This is a genomic window from Streptococcus hongkongensis, assembly GCF_053206145.1.
In genome coordinates, this window is sequence record NZ_JBRUGD010000001.1 from 1 (window position 1) to 17,850 (window position 17,850).

At 35.2% G+C, this 17,850-nt stretch carries 14 protein-coding genes and 1 pseudogene; 12 read left to right on the forward strand and 3 right to left on the reverse strand.

All coding sequences use genetic code 11. From position 1 onward, the window contains the following. Nucleotides 1-234: 234 nt before the first annotated feature. From murB to ACVRZD_RS00025, 5 genes are read left to right on the forward strand one after another with little or no spacing between them, the layout of a single operon-like run. Entirely contained in the window at nucleotides 235-1,122 is an 888-nt protein-coding gene (gene murB / locus ACVRZD_RS00005) for a UDP-N-acetylmuramate dehydrogenase (RefSeq protein ID WP_037624396.1), read from the forward strand. A 34-nt stretch (nucleotides 1,123-1,156) separates the two neighbouring features. Next, nucleotides 1,157-2,311 carry an ABC transporter ATP-binding protein gene (locus ACVRZD_RS00010; protein ID WP_037624401.1) on the forward strand — a complete coding sequence of 385 codons (1,155 nt, stop codon included), beginning with the start codon at nucleotides 1,157-1,159 and terminating at the stop codon, nucleotides 2,309-2,311. After that, nucleotides 2,295-3,089: an ABC transporter permease gene (locus tag ACVRZD_RS00015; RefSeq protein WP_037624403.1), complete on the forward strand. Its 795-nt coding sequence runs from the start codon at nucleotides 2,295-2,297 to the stop codon at nucleotides 3,087-3,089. Before ACVRZD_RS00010 ends, ACVRZD_RS00015 begins: the two co-directional genes overlap by 17 nt. Further along, complete coding sequence (locus tag ACVRZD_RS00020) at nucleotides 3,086-3,862, forward strand: ABC transporter permease (RefSeq protein WP_037624405.1); 777 nt, start codon at nucleotides 3,086-3,088, stop codon at nucleotides 3,860-3,862. The genes ACVRZD_RS00015 and ACVRZD_RS00020 overlap by 4 nt, the downstream gene beginning before the upstream one ends. Continuing rightward, complete coding sequence (locus tag ACVRZD_RS00025; protein ID WP_037624407.1) at nucleotides 3,855-4,928, forward strand: ABC transporter substrate-binding protein; 1,074 nt, start codon at nucleotides 3,855-3,857, stop codon at nucleotides 4,926-4,928. Before ACVRZD_RS00020 ends, ACVRZD_RS00025 begins: the two co-directional genes overlap by 8 nt. A gap of 36 nt (nucleotides 4,929-4,964) precedes the next feature. Here ACVRZD_RS00025 and ACVRZD_RS00030 read toward each other — a convergent pair whose 3' ends face one another. Then, nucleotides 4,965-5,636, reverse strand: a complete 672-nt coding sequence (locus ACVRZD_RS00030; RefSeq protein WP_037624409.1) for a response regulator — start codon at nucleotides 5,634-5,636, stop codon at nucleotides 4,965-4,967. Between the two features lies 1 nt (nucleotide 5,637). Continuing rightward, the gene (locus ACVRZD_RS00035; protein WP_037624411.1) at nucleotides 5,638-7,155 is read right to left on the reverse strand and encodes a Spo0B domain-containing protein; all 1,518 of its coding nucleotides are present in this window, start codon (nucleotides 7,153-7,155) and stop codon (nucleotides 5,638-5,640) included. 160 nt (nucleotides 7,156-7,315) lie between these two features. On the opposite strand from ACVRZD_RS00035, the gene ACVRZD_RS00040 reads away from it, so the two are divergent. From ACVRZD_RS00040 to ACVRZD_RS00060, 5 genes are all read left to right on the forward strand, one after another. Beyond that, entirely contained in the window at nucleotides 7,316-8,656 is a 1,341-nt protein-coding gene (locus ACVRZD_RS00040; RefSeq protein WP_037624412.1) for a 2-hydroxycarboxylate transporter family protein, read from the forward strand. 22 nt (nucleotides 8,657-8,678) lie between these two features. Then, on the forward strand, nucleotides 8,679-9,839 hold the full coding sequence (locus tag ACVRZD_RS00045; protein ID WP_447450145.1) for an NAD(P)-dependent malic enzyme: 1,161 nt from the start codon (nucleotides 8,679-8,681) through the stop codon (nucleotides 9,837-9,839). A gap of 124 nt (nucleotides 9,840-9,963) precedes the next feature. Further along, nucleotides 9,964-11,499 (forward strand): H(+)/Cl(-) exchange transporter ClcA, encoded by a 1,536-nt coding sequence (locus ACVRZD_RS00050; RefSeq protein ID WP_037624413.1) that lies wholly within the window; start codon nucleotides 9,964-9,966, stop codon nucleotides 11,497-11,499. An 83-nt stretch (nucleotides 11,500-11,582) separates the two neighbouring features. Further along, entirely contained in the window at nucleotides 11,583-12,425 is an 843-nt protein-coding gene (gene licT / locus ACVRZD_RS00055) for a BglG family transcription antiterminator LicT (RefSeq protein WP_037624414.1), read from the forward strand. A gap of 258 nt (nucleotides 12,426-12,683) precedes the next feature. After that, nucleotides 12,684-14,600, forward strand: a complete 1,917-nt coding sequence (locus ACVRZD_RS00060) for a beta-glucoside-specific PTS transporter subunit IIABC (protein ID WP_447450146.1) — start codon at nucleotides 12,684-12,686, stop codon at nucleotides 14,598-14,600. 40 nt (nucleotides 14,601-14,640) lie between these two features. On the opposite strand, the gene ACVRZD_RS00065 is transcribed toward ACVRZD_RS00060, so the two are convergent. After that, entirely contained in the window at nucleotides 14,641-15,567 is a 927-nt protein-coding gene (locus tag ACVRZD_RS00065) for an AraC family transcriptional regulator (protein ID WP_037624416.1), read from the reverse strand. A gap of 671 nt (nucleotides 15,568-16,238) precedes the next feature. On the opposite strand from ACVRZD_RS00065, the gene ACVRZD_RS00070 reads away from it, so the two are divergent. After that, nucleotides 16,239-16,853, forward strand: coding sequence for an SGNH/GDSL hydrolase family protein (locus ACVRZD_RS00070; protein ID WP_037624417.1), 615 nt, complete (start codon nucleotides 16,239-16,241; stop codon nucleotides 16,851-16,853). Nucleotides 16,854-16,915: 62 nt separating this feature from the next. Then, nucleotides 16,916-17,740, forward strand: a pseudogene (locus ACVRZD_RS00075) (Cof-type HAD-IIB family hydrolase). Nucleotides 17,741-17,850: the final 110 nt, after the last annotated feature.

Genomic DNA, 17,850 nt, shown 5'->3' on the forward strand with positions numbered 1-17,850 from the left:
GGAAGATTACTTGGAACAATTATTTGGAAACAGAGGGTAAGAAAATGACCCATTTAAAAAGCTATCTTTTCAAAAAAGATGTGAGGGCACAAAAAGGTGAGGAGAAAGTTTTCATGCGAAAGGCGTGGACACGAATATTTTAACTATCGTTTTTTCCTTTAAAATTTGATATAATAATATCGGCGCTTTGCCGATTTTTTTATGAAAAATTGTTACTATGAAAGAAGAAAGATCATGATTACTGAACTTGAAGGAATTGATTTACGTATTAATGAACCTTTAAAAGATTATACTTATACTAAAGTTGGTGGGCCAGCAGATTACCTTGCTTTTCCGCGGAATCGTTATGAGCTATCTCGACTTGTTAAGTATGCTAACCGCGAAAATATTCCATGGATGGTACTTGGAAACGCAAGTAATTTGATTGTTAGAGAAGGTGGCATTAGAGGTTTTGTCATCATGTTTAACAAGTTAGATACAGTTACCTTAAATGGCTATACCATCGAAGCTGAGGCAGGAGCTAACCTCATTGAAACAACAAAAATTGCTAAACTCCATAGTTTAACGGGCTTTGAATTTGCATGTGGAATTCCTGGTAGTGTTGGTGGCGCCGTTTTTATGAATGCTGGAGCTTATGGTGGTGAAATTGCCCATATCTTCCAATCAGCCAAGGTATTGACACCAGAAGGTGAGATTAAAACAATTTCAGCACGAGAGATGGCATTTGGCTACCGACATTCGGCTATTCAAGAAAGTGGAGATATTGTGATATCTGCTAAGTTTGCATTAAAACCAGGCAATTATGAGCAAATTTCACAGGAAATGAATCGTCTTAATCATTTAAGACAACTAAAACAACCACTTGAATACCCATCGTGTGGCTCAGTCTTCAAACGTCCCCTTGGACATTTTGCAGGCCAGTTAATTATGGAAGCTAATCTAAAAGGTCACCGTATCGGTGGTGTAGAAGTTTCACAAAAGCATGCTGGTTTTATGATTAATGTAGACAATGGCTCAGCTGAAGATTATGAAGCATTAATAGCCCATGTAATTAGTACAGTAAAAGAAAATTCCGGAGTGACGCTTGAAAGAGAAGTTCGGATCATCGGAGAAACTAAGTAAGATAAGAAAGAATACAATTGAGGATAGATGACAATTGACTAAGCCAATAATCTCATTTAAAAATGTTTCAAAGACTTTTGAAGATAACGACACCAAAGTCTTAAATAATATTAATTTTGAACTAGAAGAAGGGAAGTTTTACACACTTCTAGGAGCATCCGGATCTGGTAAATCAACCATTTTAAATCTTATTGCAGGACTATTAGATGCAAGCAGTGGAGATATTTTTCTTGATGGCCAACGAATAAATGACTTACCCATCAGTAAGCGAGATGTTCATACGGTCTTTCAAAATTATGCATTATTTCCACATATGAACGTTTTTGATAATGTCGCTTTTTCCCTAAAGTTGAAAAAAGTTTCTAAAAAAGAAATTGAAGAACGTGTTAAAGAAACTTTAAAAATGGTTCAATTAGAAGGCTATGAAAATCGTTCTATTCAAAAATTATCAGGTGGACAAAAACAACGGGTGGCCATCGCACGCGCCATCATCAATCAGCCTCGTGTTGTGCTTTTGGACGAGCCTTTATCTGCGCTTGATTTGAAATTGCGAACTGAAATGCAGTATGAACTAAGGGAGTTACAACAACGATTAGGAGTTACTTTCGTTTTTGTGACACATGATCAAGAAGAAGCTTTGGCGATGAGTGACTGGATTTTTGTCATGAATAATGGTGAAATTGTACAATCTGGAACACCGGTTGATATTTATGATGAACCGATTAATCACTTTGTCGCAAACTTTATTGGTGAATCAAATATCTTGAACGGGATCATGATTGAAGATTACTTGGTTTCTTTCAATGGTAAAACCTTTAAGTCTGTTGATGGTGGTATGCGTCCAAATGAATCAGTTGAAATTGTGATCCGTCCAGAAGACTTGCAGATTACCCTTCCTGAAGAGGGCAAATTACAAGTAAAGGTTGATACTCAGTTATTCCGTGGGGTTCACTATGAAATCATTGCCTATGACGAATTAGGTAATGAATGGATGATTCATTCTACCCGCAAAGCCATTGAAGGTGAAATTATCGGGCTAGACTTCACGCCAGAAGATATTCATGTTATGAGGCTCAATGAAACAGAAGAAGAATTTGATGCCCGTATTGATGAGTATGTCGAATCTGACGAACAAGAAGATGGCTTAATCAATGCAATTGAGGAGGAGAGAAATGAAGAAACCCTCTAAGCTCTATTCCATTCCTTATTTTTTGTGGATTGTGCTTTTTGTGCTTGCTCCAGTAGCTCTTCTTATCTACAAATCATTCTTTGATATAGAAGGTCATGTGACTTTAGCTAATTACCAGACTTTCTTTTCATCTTGGACTTACATCAGAATGAGCTTTAACTCAATCTTTTATGCTGGCATCATAACTTTAGTGACTCTGTTAATTGCTTATCCAGCTGCCTACTGTTTAACCAAATTAAAGCATAAGCAGTTATGGTTAATGTTAATCATTTTGCCAACATGGGTAAATTTACTGTTAAAAGCCTATGCTTTTATGGGAATTTTTGGGCAACATGGGTCAGTTAATGACTTTTTGAGTTTTCTTGGAATTGGACCACAGCAAATTCTATTTACCGATTTTTCATTTATTTTTGTTGCGTCATACATTGAGATTCCCTTTATGATTTTGCCGATTTTCAATGCCCTTGATGATATTGACGATAATGTCATAAATGCTAGTCGTGATCTAGGAGCAAGTGAAGCTCAAACATTTTCAAAAGTAACTTTCCCCTTATCAATGAATGGCGTCCGAGCTGGGGTTCAGGCGGTCTTTATTCCAAGTCTGAGTCTCTTTATGTTAACACGTTTAATTGGTGGAAACCGGGTCATTACCTTGGGGACAGCCATTGAGCAGCATTTCTTAACAACACAAAACCGGGGGATGGGGTCTACCATTGGTGTTATCCTTATTCTGACGATGTTAGCCATAATGTATCTAACAAAGGAGAGAAGTAAATGAAAAAAATGGCATCACTTTATTTAACATTCACTTTTATCCTTTTGTATGCTCCAATCTTTTATTTAATTGCTTATTCTTTTAATAAAGGAGCTGATATGAATGGCTTTAAAGGGTTTACTCTGGAACATTATCAAACAATGTTTGCAGATAGTCGTCTCATGTCCATATTATTGCAAACTTTCGTTTTAGCTTTTACTAGTGCGTTATTGGCAACAATCATTGGAACTTTTGGAGCTATTTATATTCATCACGTCCGTAAAAAGTATCAGAACGCCCTTTTATCAGCTAATAATGTCCTCATGGTATCGCCAGATGTTATGATTGGTGCATCCTTCTTGATTCTTTTTATCACACTGAAATTCCAATTGGGGAGTATGTCTGTTTTACTTAGTCATATAGCCTTTTCAATTCCAATTGTTGTATTAATGGTCTTACCGCGCTTAAAAGAAATGAATCAGGACATGATAAATGCGGCTTATGATCTAGGTGCTAGTCAATTTCAAATGATGAAAGAGGTTATGTTACCCTATTTGACACCAGGGATTATTGCTGGTTATTTTATGGCCTTTACTTATTCTTTGGATGACTTCGCAGTGACTTTTTTCTTAACAGGAAACGGCTTCACGACCTTATCTGTTGAAATTTATTCACGAGCACGTCGAGGGATTTCGTTAGATATTAATGCCCTTTCTACGATTGTTTTTCTTTTCTCAATTTTATTGGTAATGGGTTATTATTACATTTCTCAAGAGAAGGAGGACAAGCATGCGTAAATTGTATTCATTTATTGGAGGCATCCTTGGCATCGTGCTTATCTTAGTTAGTTTGACTTTTATTTTGCAAAAGAAAACAGGCACGGCCAATCAAGCTGACAAACTAGTCATCTACAACTGGGGAGATTATATTGACCCAGCTTTGCTGAAAAAATTCACTAAAGAAACTGGTATTCAAGTTCAGTATGAGACCTTTGATTCTAATGAGGCTATGTATACCAAAATTAAGCAAGGTGGAACGACCTACGATATTGCTGTTCCGAGTGACTATACGATTGATAAGATGATTAAAGAAAACCTATTGCTTAAGCTTGATAAATCTCAACTTAAAGGTATGGAAAACATCGGTAAGGAGTTTTTGGGTAAGAGTTTTGATCCTAAAAATGACTACTCATTGCCTTACTTTTGGGGAACGGTTGGAATTGTTTATAATGACAAGTTAATTAAGACGCCTCCTAAACATTGGATTGATCTTTGGCGCCCTGAGTACAAGGATCAAATTATGTTGGTTGACGGCGCTCGTGAAGTTATGGGGCTTGGTTTGAATACTTATGGCTACAGCTTAAATAGTAAAAATAAAAAGGAATTGACACAAGTTGAACACCGACTCCAAGACTTAACACCTAATATCAAAGCAATTGTAGCTGATGAGATGAAGGGGTATATGATTCAAGGAGATGCAGGAATTGGTGTTACATTTTCTGGTGAAGCTAGTGAAATGTTAGATAACAATAGTCATTTGCATTATGTTGTTCCTTCAGAAGGGTCAAATCTCTGGTTTGATAATTTGGTCCTTCCTAAAACAATGAAACATAAAAAAGAAGCCTACGCTTTTTTGAATTTTATAAATGATCCTAAAAATGCAGCCCAAAATGCTGAGTATATTGGCTATGCTACACCAAATAATAAAGCTAAAGAACTACTACCTGCAGCTATCAAAAATGATAAAGCATTTTATCCAACACAAAAGACGATTAAAAAGCTGGAAGTTTATGGTAATCTTGGCGATAAGTGGTTAGGAATCTATAATGATTTATATCTGCAATTTAAGATGTATCGCAAATAAAAAACGTTTTAACAAGGTAACTTGTTAAAACGTTTTTTATATTTTCTGGTAAGTTTTGTAAGGTCTACCAACTTTTGTGTAAATTTGTTTGGCTTTAATCTGATTTGTTTCTTCCATGTAGGCAATGTATTTTCTAACGGAAACATGCGACAGTTGGCAAGCTTTGGCAAGCTCTTGAATGGTAAAAGATTGCGGTAACGATGTAATGGCAGAAAGAATAAGTTTGTAAGTGACCTCTGATAAGCCTTTTTCCAAAAGGTTAGGTTCACTGTTAGATACTGTATTTTTTCCATTTTTCATTTGGTCAATATGAGATTGGTTGAGAAAGTTCTGATTAAGTTGTGATTTGCGGTCAAAAAAGCTGAGAATACTTTCATTAAACCTCTCAAAAGTGAATGGTTTGATTAAATAATCAACAACTCCTAAGTGGAAGCCTGATTTTATAATTTTTCCATCGTTAACAGCAGAAATAATAATCACTTCACAATTATGATGGTTGAGTCTTAATGATTCTAGGAATTGAATGCCATTACCTTCTTTGATATGAATATCAAGTAAAATAAGATCAATGGTGTAGTGACTTAATTTTTCATTAGCATCAGACAGTGAGTCACTGGATAATATTATTTGGAATTTATTGATTTTCTCTAAGTAATTTCTATGAATGAAGTCAACCATCGGGTCATCTTCAATAATTAAAACATTCATATTAACCTCTTCTATAGCGTGTTGTGATTGAAAATGCCAATTCATTGGCTTCAAATTGACGTGTGCATATTGATTTTGTGTCGGCTAGGAGTTGTTTGAAATAGTGATTATCAAGTTTTTCGAGTATGGATTCTTTGGAGATGGTGTCATCACTTATTTTATAGTATGAAATCAGGTTTGTTTGGTCGTAGTCAATGGTTAAGAAAACAGTCTCAGGCTTTAACATGCTAATGATATTAGTATGGATAAAACGATAAAGCATTAATGAGGTATTAATTTGATTGCTTGATAATGAATTTGGAATTTCACTAATTGCTTCGACCATCAGATTAATATTTAATTCCTTATATTTTTCTTGTTCGCCAATAAAAAAACTTGCAAGAAGAGGTTCTTTGACTAATACAGATAAGGTACTTACAATACCATTTTCAGCATCAAGAATACTGTCCAAATAAATTTTTAATTGGTCATAATACTTGATATCGACTAATCCATAGATGACATGTAGTTGATTCATAAAGGTATGTGTTTGTGCTTGTAAAGCTGAGGCATAAGTAGTGGTATACATTAATTGGTCTAATGTGTAGATAGCCTCTGAAGCTTTACGAATAAAAATTAAATAACCGCGTAAGTCATTTTTGACCCGAATAGGAGATACTTTAATTAATAAATCAGTGTCATTAACATACAATAACTGATCGTGGGCAGTATCATAGTTTATTCCTGAAAAGTCAGGAAAAAAATCATCTATTTTTTTCCGATTAATGGCTTTAGGATCACATTCTTTAATTAATTCTTTTCCTGATTGGTTGGTTAACTGAATAATATGGTTTTTATTAATCACAAAAACAGCGTCATCAATTTGGTCGATCATGGCATTTCGTTCTTCCAGCAGCTGATAAATTTCACTTGGTTCTAAATTATGCAACTGTTTTTTTAACCGTAGTGAGATAATAGTCGTTAAGATCAAACTGACAATAATACAGATAAATAAAGCAATAGTATAATTACTTTTTGATTGAAGAACAACTTGATTTAGTGTTGTAAGCTTAATGCCAACTGCAATTGCACCAACTTGTCGATTAGCCACTTTTACTGGAATTAGGTAACGCAGTGATCTTCCAAGACTCCCTTTAGCAGTTGAGATGATCTCTTTTCCCTTTAACACAGAATCTTCATCTCCACCTTGAAATGGCTTTCCAATTTTTTGTGGATTTGGATGTGTTAGTCTGATACCATCCATATTCATGACAACAATATAATCTAGTTTATAGATTTGTGAAATGCTATTGGTATACTTGGTAACGTTAGAGTTGGGTTGATTTTTGAGTAAAATTTCTTTTATTTCCTCATTCTTTGCTAACATTTGGCCGGTTGAGGTAATTAAATGTGTTTCTTGCTTTTTGATAGAGTGATAGGTTTCAACAATCATTATGCCATAAAAAATAAGCGTTGTAGTAGCAATTAGTGATACAAAAATCAATGATAAACTAGCCCAAAGTGATAATTTATGTCTCATATTTTCTCCTATTTATTGAGTATATCATATATCAATACTTCTAATCACCTTAAATAAGTTAAATAAATTAAATTACTTTAACTAGTTAAAGTAATTAAAAAATCTTTAATGCATCATTGAAATTGACTATACTAAGAGTGTTATTAAAGGAGGTTGTCAAATGGACACAAAAAATCAGGCAGCTAAAGTATCGACAGTAGATGGTAGTGGGCACAAACAAATCAATTTAAGAACCATAAGAATTGGTTCTATGCCTTTACCAGTCTACACTGTATTAGCCCTACTAATTTTAGTAACAGGTTATTTGCAAAAATTACCTGTCAATATGCTAGGTGGATTTGCGGTTATTTTAACAATGGGATGGTTACTTGGCACAATCGGTGCTAATATCCCTGGTTTGAAAAATTTTGGTGGTCCAGCGATTCTTTCATTATTAGTTCCTTCGATATTGGTATTTTTTAATCTCTTAAATCCCAATGTTTTACAAGCAACTAATATCTTGATGAAAGAAGCCAATTTCCTTTACTTTTATATTGCTTGTTTGGTATGTGGAAGTATCTTGGGAATGAATCGAAAAATTCTTATCCAAGGCTTATTTCGGATGATTATTCCGATGTTACTCGGCATGGTTTGTGCTATGGCAGTAGGAACATTGGTTGGTGTTATTTTAGGTTTGGAATGGCAAAAGACCTTATTTTATATTGTAACGCCAGTCCTTGCAGGAGGCATTGGAGAAGGGATTCTCCCGTTATCTCTCGGCTACAGCTCAATTACAGGAGTTGCGAGTGAACAATTGGTTGCCCAATTAATCCCAGCAACTATTATTGGGAACTTCTTTGCAATTATGTGTACTGCCTTGTTAAATCGTTTTGGGGAAAAACACCCAGACTATTCAGGACAAGGGCAATTAGTAAAAATTGGTAAAGGCGAAGATATGTCTGATGCCTTAAAGGATAATTCAGGCCAACTTGATGTCAAATTAATGGGTGCTGGTGTCTTAACAGCTTGTTCGCTTTTTATTGCAGGAGGTCTATTGCAACACCTCACTGGATTCCCAGGACCAGTCCTAATGATTATTTTAGCTGCTTTGTTAAAATACATGAATGTCATCCCACAAGAAACTCAAAATGGTGCAAAACAACTTTATAAATTTATTTCAGGGAATTTCACTTTCCCCTTGATGGCAGGTTTAGGATTACTCTATATTCCACTTAAAGATGTTGTCGCTACTTTAAGTTGGCAATACTTTGTTGTAGTCATTTCAGTAGTATTTACTGTCATCTCAGTCGGATTTTTCATTTCACGTTTCTTAAATATGAATCCTGTGGAAGCTGGAATTATTTCAGCTTGTCAAAGTGGTATGGGTGGAACTGGTGACGTCGCGATTTTATCAACGGCAGACCGGATGAATTTAATGCCATTTGCTCAAGTTGCCACACGTTTAGGTGGCGCTATTACTGTCATTACAATGACTGCAATTTTACGAATTATTTTTAAATAAACATTAAGAAAGAGGTTATCATATGTCAAAAGATTTAGGTCAATTAGCTTTAGCACAAGCCAAAGAATTTGGTGGTAAACTTGAAATCAGATCAAAAGTTACTGTTGAAAATAAAGAGGATTTAAGTATTGCTTATACACCTGGCGTTGCAACGGTTTCTTCTGAAATCGCAAAAGATGCCAGTCTAGGATATGAGTTAACAAGTAAAAAAAATACAGTTGCGGTTATCAGTGATGGGACTGCAGTATTAGGCTTAGGTGATATTGGTCCTGTAGCAGCTATGCCTGTTATGGAAGGAAAAGCAGTTCTATTTAAAGAGTTTGCAGGTGTCGACGCCATTCCAATAGTACTGAATACAAAAGACACTGAGGAAATTATTTCGATTGTCAAAACCATTTCACCAACATTTGGAGGTATCAATTTAGAAGATATCAGTGCGCCACGATGTTTTGAAATTGAGCAACGACTTATTAAGGAATGTGATATTCCTGTTTTCCACGATGACCAACATGGGACTGCTATTGTCGTGTTAGCTGCTGTATATAACAGTTTGAAACTCATTAATAAGTCAATTGAAGAGGTGAAAATTGTCGTTAATGGCGGTGGATCAGCTGGTCTTTCAATCAGTAGAAAACTGTTAGCTGCAGGGGCAAAAAATATCTCTGTAGTAGATAAATTTGGTATTATTAACGAGAAAGATGGTGACAAATTAGCGCCTCATCATTTGGAAATTTCTAAACTAACAAACAGAGGCTTTGTATCCGGAACTTTGGAAAATGCACTAGAAAATGCTGATATTTTCATTGGGGTTTCTGCTCCAGGTGTTTTGAAACCAGAATGGATTTCTAAAATGGCTGAGAAACCTGTTATTTTTGCAATGGCCAACCCAGTACCTGAAATTTATCCTGATGAAGCAATTGCTGCCGGTGCTTACATTGTTGGTACAGGTCGAAGTGATTTTCCAAACCAAATCAATAACGTTTTAGCCTTTCCTGGTATATTCCGAGGAGCATTAGATGCGCGTGCGAAAAGCATTACAATTGATATGCAAATTGCGGCTGCTAAAGGTATTGCCAGTTTAGTCCCAGATAATGAATTATCACCAACGAATATAATGCCAGGAGCATTCCAAAAAGGTGTAGCTGAAATTGTTGCCCAAAGCGTTAGTGATGCAGTTCAGTAATATATAAACCTGTAAATCATAAAAAACTACTTGTTCTCATGACTTTTCTGGACAGGTAGTTTTTTTCATATGGCATTTAGTAAACTTCTTTGATACAATGGAATAGTTAGAAAGTGAGGAAGTAGTGGAAAATCATAAAAATGAATATGCTTTGTCAAAAGATTCGATCATATCATTTGTTTGGCGTGGTGCACTCGTTGGTCTTGTGGCAGGGACTGTCGTCTCTCTCTTTAGATATGCCATTGAAAAGTTAGGACACCTGGTGAGTACCAGTTATCAAATGGCTCATAAGGATCCCAGAATCATACTAATCATAGCGCTTTGTAGCTTTTTTATTTTGCTTTTTGTGGCTATTTTGATTCAATCAGATTCAGATATTAAGGGATCTGGAATTCCTCATGTTGAGGGGGAATTAAAAGGGTTGTTGTCACCAAATTGGTGGAGCGTACTTTGGAAAAAGTTTATTGCCGGAACACTATCTATTTCGATGGGATTCATGTTGGGACGTGAAGGTCCTTCCATTCAATTAGGGGCTATGACAGCTAAAGGCATCGCAGAAAGTCTTAAGTCCAGTCGTTTAGAAAAACGGATAATGATAGCAAGTGGGGCTGCCGCTGGCTTATCAGCTGCCTTTAATGCACCAATTGCCGGTTTATTGTTTGTTGTCGAAGAAATCTATCACCATTTTTCAAGATTAATTTGGATTAGTGCTTTAGTAGCAAGTATTGTTGCCAATTTTGTTTCCTTATACATCTTTGGCTTTGAACCAGTTCTTGCTATGCCAAAACAAATGCCATTTTTACCCTTAACTGACTATTGGATATTGGTATTAATGGGCATTTACTTAGGTTTTATGGGCTTTGGCTATGAAAAAATTATCTTAAATTTAGGTCTTGGTTTTGATACAGTAGGAAAATGGCTGCATCTAAAAAAAGCCTATTATCCTCTAATGGTCTTACCACTTATCTTATGTGTTGGCTATTTTTTCCCTAAATTGCTAGGTGGTGGCAATAGCTTGATTATCTCATTGTCATCGTATCAAGTGGGGTTAGTAGTTGTGCTTGGCTTTTTTATCATTCGCTTTGTTGGTAGTATGCTGTCATTTGGAAGTGGCTTGCCTGGAGGAATATTCTTACCAATCCTTACGCTTGGTGCCTTAGCTGGTTTACTATTTGGAACGCTGTTTAAAGACATAGGCTTGCTTTCGCAAAACACCATGCCCTTGTTTATTGTTTTAGGAATGGCTGGTTATTTTGCTGCTATATCCAAAGCACCATTAACAGGGATGATTTTGGTGACAGAAATGGTGGGTGATTTAAAACCATTAATGGCAATAGCAGTGGTGACATTTGTTTCTTATGTTATCATGGATATGCTGAATGGAGAGCCAATTTACGAAGCAATGTTAGAAAAGTTGCCTATTAAAGCAGTTGAAGATATCGTCGAACCGACATTGATTGAGTTAACAGTTGGCCATAAATTGGCAGGACGACGTGTTTGTGATTTAGCTTTGCCCAAAAATACACTTATTACAACACAAGTTTCACATAATAAATCACAGGTTGTTTCAGGTGAGACTATTTTATTAGCAGGTGCCACGATATTTCTTGTTGTTAACGAACCAGAAATTGGTAAGATTAGACAATTACTGATGTCATAGCTTTGCTATTGTCAAGAAGAATAAGTTCTGATATGATTAAATGCATGGGTATCAAAGTTCTTATAGTTTGGAGAATGCTATAAATGATCATTGATAAAGTTTATAATAATAATGTAGTCCAAGTCCTGACAAGTAATGGTGAAGAAGAAATTATCATGGGTCGTGAACTTGGCTTTCAAAAGAAGATTGGGGACTCTGTTGATGAGACCTTAATTGAAAAACGATTTACACTTAAAGATTCAACTCTGTTAAATGATTTAAGAAGTGTTTATCAAAATCTGTCGCAAGAAGAAGTTGAAACAATTACTACGATTATTGAACATGGTCAGGATGTGCTAGATACTGTTTATGATCTTGCGCTCTATATTGCTTTAGCAGATCACTTGCATTATACATTTGAGCGCCTTCAAAAAGGCTTACTTATTAGTAACCCCTTAAGTTGGGAAATTAGGAAATTTTTTCCAAAAGAGTTTCAGGTTGCTCGTGATGCATTAGTAATTGTCAAAGACAAAATGGCAATTCAATTACCAGAAGACGAAGTCGCCTCTATTGCTCTCCATTTTATTAATGTCCAGAAGGATTCAGGAGCTATTGAAAATGGCCAAAGAATTACCAAAATCGTAACAAGCATCCTAGATATTGTTAGATTTCATTATGGACAAATTTCGGAATCGGATATTATTTCATATAATCGATTTGTAACGCATATTCAATATTTTGCACAAAGGGTGATTAATGGGCTGGTTCAAGGAACAAATGATAGTTTTTTGTTTGAGCAAGTGAAACTGAATTACCCTAGGGCATTTTCATGTACTGAGAAAATAAAATCATTTGTAGAGAGTGGTTATGATTTCCCAATGAGTACGGATGAACAGGTCTATTTAACCATTCATATTCAACGGTTAGAAACAGCAGCTGAAAAATAATTTTCAGCTTTTTTAATTTTTTCAAAAAAGCGCTTGCAATACTTGTTTTTTTGCTATCATAATTTTATAGTAAATGGATTGTTACTGGTAAGCAGGCAAAACCTAAATAGATACGAGATATAATGTACTGACTTTGGGCAGACATGTATTTGGTATTTGTTTGGGTTTTTTCTATTGCCAAAATTCCAAGTGATTGGACTAATAGTAAACGATACCCATAACCTCATTAGTCTAAACTGACATCAGAAAGGAGCTAAAATGGCTAAAAAAGATTATACTGAGCTCGCGAAAGACATTGTTGCTCATGTTGGTGGTAAAGAAAATGTTTCAAATGTTAGACATTGTATTACTAGACTTCGTTTTGTTCTTAAGGACGAAAGTAAAGTTGATACTGACTATTTGAAACAACGTGATGGTGTTGTCACAGTTGTAAAAGCTGGTAGACAATATCAAGTTGTTATTGGTAATCATGTACCTGAAGTATATGAGGCTGTCTTAGCTCAGGGTGTTTCTGGTGTTGGTTCTGTCGATATCGATGAAGGTGATCAGCCACAGGGCAATTTATTTAATCGATTTGTTGATTTGGTTTCAGGTATTTTTCAACCATTTTTAGGAGCATTGGCAGCTGCCGGTATTATTAAAGGTTTAGTTGCAATTTTATCTGCTAGTTTGGGGTGGAATGCGACCAATAGTGCTATTTTCGTGATATTGAATGCTGCTGGTGATGGCTTCTTCCAATTCTTACCAATATTAATTGCGATTACTTCAGCTCGTAAATTCAAAATGAGTGAATTTACAGCAGTAGCAATTGTCGCAGCACTTGTTTATCCCAATATTGCCTTATCAGTAACAGGATTGACAAAAGCTGGTTTAGCTAATGTGTTTGGTATTCCATTTGCTTTGCCTGCAAGTGGCTATTTATCAACTGTAATGCCAGCAATTTTGGCTATTTGGCTTGCTTCAGTCATTGAAAAATTTATGAAGAAGATAACGCCAGACGTTGTTAAATTATTCCTTGTACCTTTCGTTGTCATATTAGTGACTGTACCTTTAACTTTCCTATTAGTAGGCCCTCTTGCCAATGTAATTGCTGATGGTTTAAGTGCATCTTTTAAAACCATTATGGGAGTAAGTCCGATTCTTTATGGTTTTATTCTTGGTTCTCTGTGGCAAGTTATGGTAATGTTTGGGTTGCACTGGGCAGTGGTTCCATTGGCTATTTTAGATGTTGCTACTAAAGGACAGTCATCTATTTTAGTTCCGGCTTTATTACCGAACTTTACCCAAACAGGTGTTCTTCTAGCTATCTTAATTAAAACCAAAGAACAAAAAGTTAAATCAATTACAACACCAGCTTTGATTTCTTCACTGTTTGGTGTTACTGAGCCAGCGATTTATGGTGTGACCCTACCAATGCGTACACCATTTATTATTTCATGTATTGTATCTGGATTTATCGGTGCTGGTATGATGTTCTTTAAAGTTATAGGTTATTCAATCGGAGGATTGGGAGTTTTCCTATATCCATCACTTGTAAGTCCAAAAACAGGTAATACTTCTGGAATGATTGCTGCAATAGTGTTAACCTTGATTGCTATTGTTGTTTCATTCATCATCCAGTACATTCTTCCAGTCCCTTACTTATATGGTGGTCCACAAGCAGACAATGCCAAAGTCATTGAAAGCGAAGCAGATCAAATTGCGCCTTTAAAAGAAATAAACCAAGAAATTATTGCGAGTCCACTTACAGGAACAATTGTCCCATTGAATGAAGTACCAGATGAAGTTTTTGCTTCAGGTGCAATGGGAAAAGGGATTGCTATCAATCCTAAAGACGGAGTTGTTTATGCACCTACAAATGGTACAGTGACACTAGTTTTTGCGACAAAACATGCGATTGGTTTCCAGAGTGATAATGGAGCAGAAATTCTTATTCATGTTGGAATGGATACGGTATCTTTAGACGGCATCGGATTTACTGCCTTTGTTAAACAAGGTGATAAGGTCGTAGCCGGCCAAAAGCTACTTGAATTTGATATTGATACCATTAAAAAAGCTGGTCTTCCAATTATCACACCAATCATAATTACTAATACAGCTATCTATGATGACGTCCTAGTGACTCAAGAATTGACAGTTGAAACTGGCGATTACCTGCTAACGACAATTAAATAAGTATAAAAACACCTTCTTGTTTTAATAGAAGGTGTTTTACTTATCGTCTGATTTTTGGTGGATTGATTAGTGTTTGACTTTCTTTGGGCTTGGTGTATTTTTTCCGATACTGACTTGGTGTTAACAAGTAATAGCTTTTAAATTGTCGATTAAAATTAGAGAGATTATTAAAGCCAACTTCATTAGCAATTTCCAAGATTGGCATCGTTGAATTAATTAATAATTCACAGGCTTTGCTTAATCTGACTTGAATAACAAACTCAGTACAAGAGGTTCCCGTGTGTTGTTTAAAAACTGTCATAAAATGTGTTTTACTGTAACCAATAAAATTCGCTAAAAAGTCAATCGTTAGGTTTTGCTGATAATTATTATTAATATAATCAATCAGCTGTCTAATTTTTTCATTTTTTCGATAGGTATCATCGGTTGTTTTTCTAACGACATAGCGATGAAAGAAGAGTAAATAGATAAACTCTTGTAGTTTTGATTTTAGAAGTATTTCGAAATGCCGACTCTCTTCTTTGGCTAATTGAAAAATAGAAAACAAGGTCATTTTGATTTCTGAATAACCTGGCATATGTGGTTTGATACAGTAAACAAATTTATAGACGCTATTTTGCAAGGGTTGAAGATAATGAAGGCTAACTTGATCAACCTGTGATAGCCCAATCATATCAAGGTGAAACTGAAATGTATCCATAACATGTTCTTCATTATTAATTGGATGGATAGAGTGCATGCCATTTGGTCTGACTAAAATGATATCACCTGCTTGACTATTAAAAAAATCGTAATCAATATGGTAGCGAGCAGTCCCCTCATAAATATAGGAAACTTCTAATTCTGGATGCCAATGAAAAAGGGTATCTGGTCGGCCATTTTTTACCTTAGTATGGAAATACCGATATGGTAAAAGGTGTTTATTCTGTTCAAAAAGTTGATGTGTTGATAATTTGGACATTGACATTATCCTCGCACTCTCTATCTCATTTGATAATATGATAATATTATAACAAATTTGAGTTGGAATGATATAAAAAGGTAGTTATTTGCAATTAAATCATTAAAGATTTAGCCAAATGAGACGAATGGGCTTAAAATAGGTTGTTTAAGGGTATACCAATTGCAAGTATAAATGAAAAATTTCAGGGGTGATAACTTAGAAAAACTTCTAAACTTTTGGAATGATACTAAGTGAGTAGAATAGTATCACTATTTAAAATAATAGTGTTAGCATTAGTGGTGAAACTATCATATACTAATTTTAGGTTATTAAAAAGGTGGCTACTTTTGATAAGAACCATATGCGAAATGAAAATCACCGGGAAATTAATCTCCAACCTGGTGTTTTTTTTATTAGTATGCAAGCAGAAATGTTGCTTGATCCATCAAACCATTTGTATTTGAGTGACTAGGTAAGGATCTGAAAATGAATTGTAATGATTCGATTAGGATAATGAAAAGAAGGTAGAGGTATCAATGGCAAAAACACAATTTCCAGAAAACTTTTTATGGGGCGGATGGTATAAAAAAGTGATTGCCTCAAATGGTCAAGATTTAGACTAGCCCTTGTAAGTGGAATCGCTATGCTGACTATCTTTATTTTTGCTATACTAGAGATAGCAAAGGGAGGATATTATGCTTGAAACGGTTTCGGATGAATTATTGGCCTACCAAGAGGAACGGTTAAATAGTTTTAAAGAATTAAATAAGAAAACTGCTCCTGCGGGTATTGTTTTTACAGGAGATTCAATAGTTGAATTTTTTCCATTAAAAAAATACTTAGGTAGAGAGTTTCCATTAATAAACAGAGGGATTGCTGGAACAGATAGCCAATGGCTTTTAGAACATATCAATGATCAAGTTCTTGAACTTGATCCTGAAAAAGTCTTTATTTTAATTGGGACAAATGATATTGGATTGGGAAAGACAGTTTCTGAAATTAAATCTCAGATTTTAGATGTTTTGATTGCGATACGTTCAGAAAATCCATTTATCAAGATTTATCTCATATCTGTTCTACCAGTTTCTGAGAAGCCAATGTATCAAAAAACAGTCAAAGTAAGATCAAATGATGTTATTAATCAATTGAATGATGAACTTAATGCCTTGCCAGGGATGGAGTTTATTGCTGTATCCCAAACATTGAAGTCTGATGGTAAAGGTTTGGCAGACAACTACACGACAGACGGACTTCACTTAACGATGGAAGGTTACCACAAACTATCCCAAATCTTATTAGACTATTTGTAATTGAGTTAAGAAAGAGCGAAAATTAGGTATTTTATATGACAATCAAACTTATTGCCTCCGATATGGATGGGACCTTTTTAAATGACAAAGGGACTTATAATCGACAAAAATTTGAAACTATTTTAAATCAATTAGATGACCTAGGCATTAAATTTGTCGTTGCTAGTGGGAATAATATTGACCGACTTAATTTGATTTTTAAAGGCTTGACACATCGCATGGACTTTGTAGCAGAAAATGGCGCTCATGTCATTTATAAGGGTGCCAATCTAAAACGTCATAAAATTAATGCTAAGGATGTTGACTTATTTCTTGATTACTATAAAGACTTTCTTGAGCGTTACGCGGTCATGGTTTCTTGTAAAGACACTTCTTATATGGCGCGTCATGCGAAGTTACCAACAGCACTAGCTATCGCTCCCGAGGAATTTCAGTAATTTTTCTCAAAAATTAAGCAAGTAGATGATTTTACTGAAATTGATAGGAAACAGGTATTAAAACTAACAATGATGTTACCTATTGAAATCTGTGATGCTGTAATTGCTGACTTTAATGAGAATTTCCCAGGGGATTTAACAGCAGTTACTAGTGGTTTTGGAGCTGTTGATGTGATTCAAACAGGTATTCATAAGGCCTGGGGGCTTCAATTATTACTGGATAAGTATGGTATTAGTCCTGATGAAGTAATGGCCTTTGGCGATGGTGGCAATGACATTGAACTCTTGCAACTAGCTAAATACTCTTATGCTATGGAGAATGCGCCGCAATCTGTCAAGGATGCTGCCGAATTTGTGGCTCCTCACCATAGTGAGGACGGTGTTTTACAAGTTCTTGAGACTTTTTTAGTACAAGAGGGTGCAGAAGTTGATTCTGATTTTCATACATGAAGAGAACTGAGCAAGTAAGCTCAGTTTTTGATTTACCAGAAATAGGTGTATAGTATCACTAATTCATAGGATGTTATAAGAAATAGCCTATTGTTTCTGTTAATATTATC

Bases quoted from the DNA above. Each gene is read 5' to 3' on its own strand.
- murB (WP_037624396.1), top strand. From the start codon at position 235: ATGATTACTGAACTTGAAGGAATTGATTTACGTATTAATGAACCTTTA.
- ACVRZD_RS00015 (WP_037624403.1), top strand. From the start codon at position 2,295: ATGAAGAAACCCTCTAAGCTCTATTCCATTCCTTATTTTTTGTGGATT.
- ACVRZD_RS00020 (WP_037624405.1), top strand. From the start codon at position 3,086: ATGAAAAAAATGGCATCACTTTATTTAACATTCACTTTTATCCTTTTG.
- ACVRZD_RS00025 (WP_037624407.1), top strand. From the start codon at position 3,855: ATGCGTAAATTGTATTCATTTATTGGAGGCATCCTTGGCATCGTGCTT.
- ACVRZD_RS00030 (WP_037624409.1), bottom strand. From the start codon at position 5,636: ATGAATGTTTTAATTATTGAAGATGACCCGATGGTTGACTTCATTCAT.
- ACVRZD_RS00035 (WP_037624411.1), bottom strand. From the start codon at position 7,155: ATGAGACATAAATTATCACTTTGGGCTAGTTTATCATTGATTTTTGTA.
- ACVRZD_RS00040 (WP_037624412.1), top strand. From the start codon at position 7,316: ATGGACACAAAAAATCAGGCAGCTAAAGTATCGACAGTAGATGGTAGT.
- ACVRZD_RS00045 (WP_447450145.1), top strand. From the start codon at position 8,679: ATGTCAAAAGATTTAGGTCAATTAGCTTTAGCACAAGCCAAAGAATTT.
- licT (WP_037624414.1), top strand. From the start codon at position 11,583: ATGATCATTGATAAAGTTTATAATAATAATGTAGTCCAAGTCCTGACA.
- ACVRZD_RS00060 (WP_447450146.1), top strand. From the start codon at position 12,684: ATGGCTAAAAAAGATTATACTGAGCTCGCGAAAGACATTGTTGCTCAT.
- ACVRZD_RS00065 (WP_037624416.1), bottom strand. From the start codon at position 15,567: ATGTCAATGTCCAAATTATCAACACATCAACTTTTTGAACAGAATAAA.
- ACVRZD_RS00070 (WP_037624417.1), top strand. From the start codon at position 16,239: ATGCTTGAAACGGTTTCGGATGAATTATTGGCCTACCAAGAGGAACGG.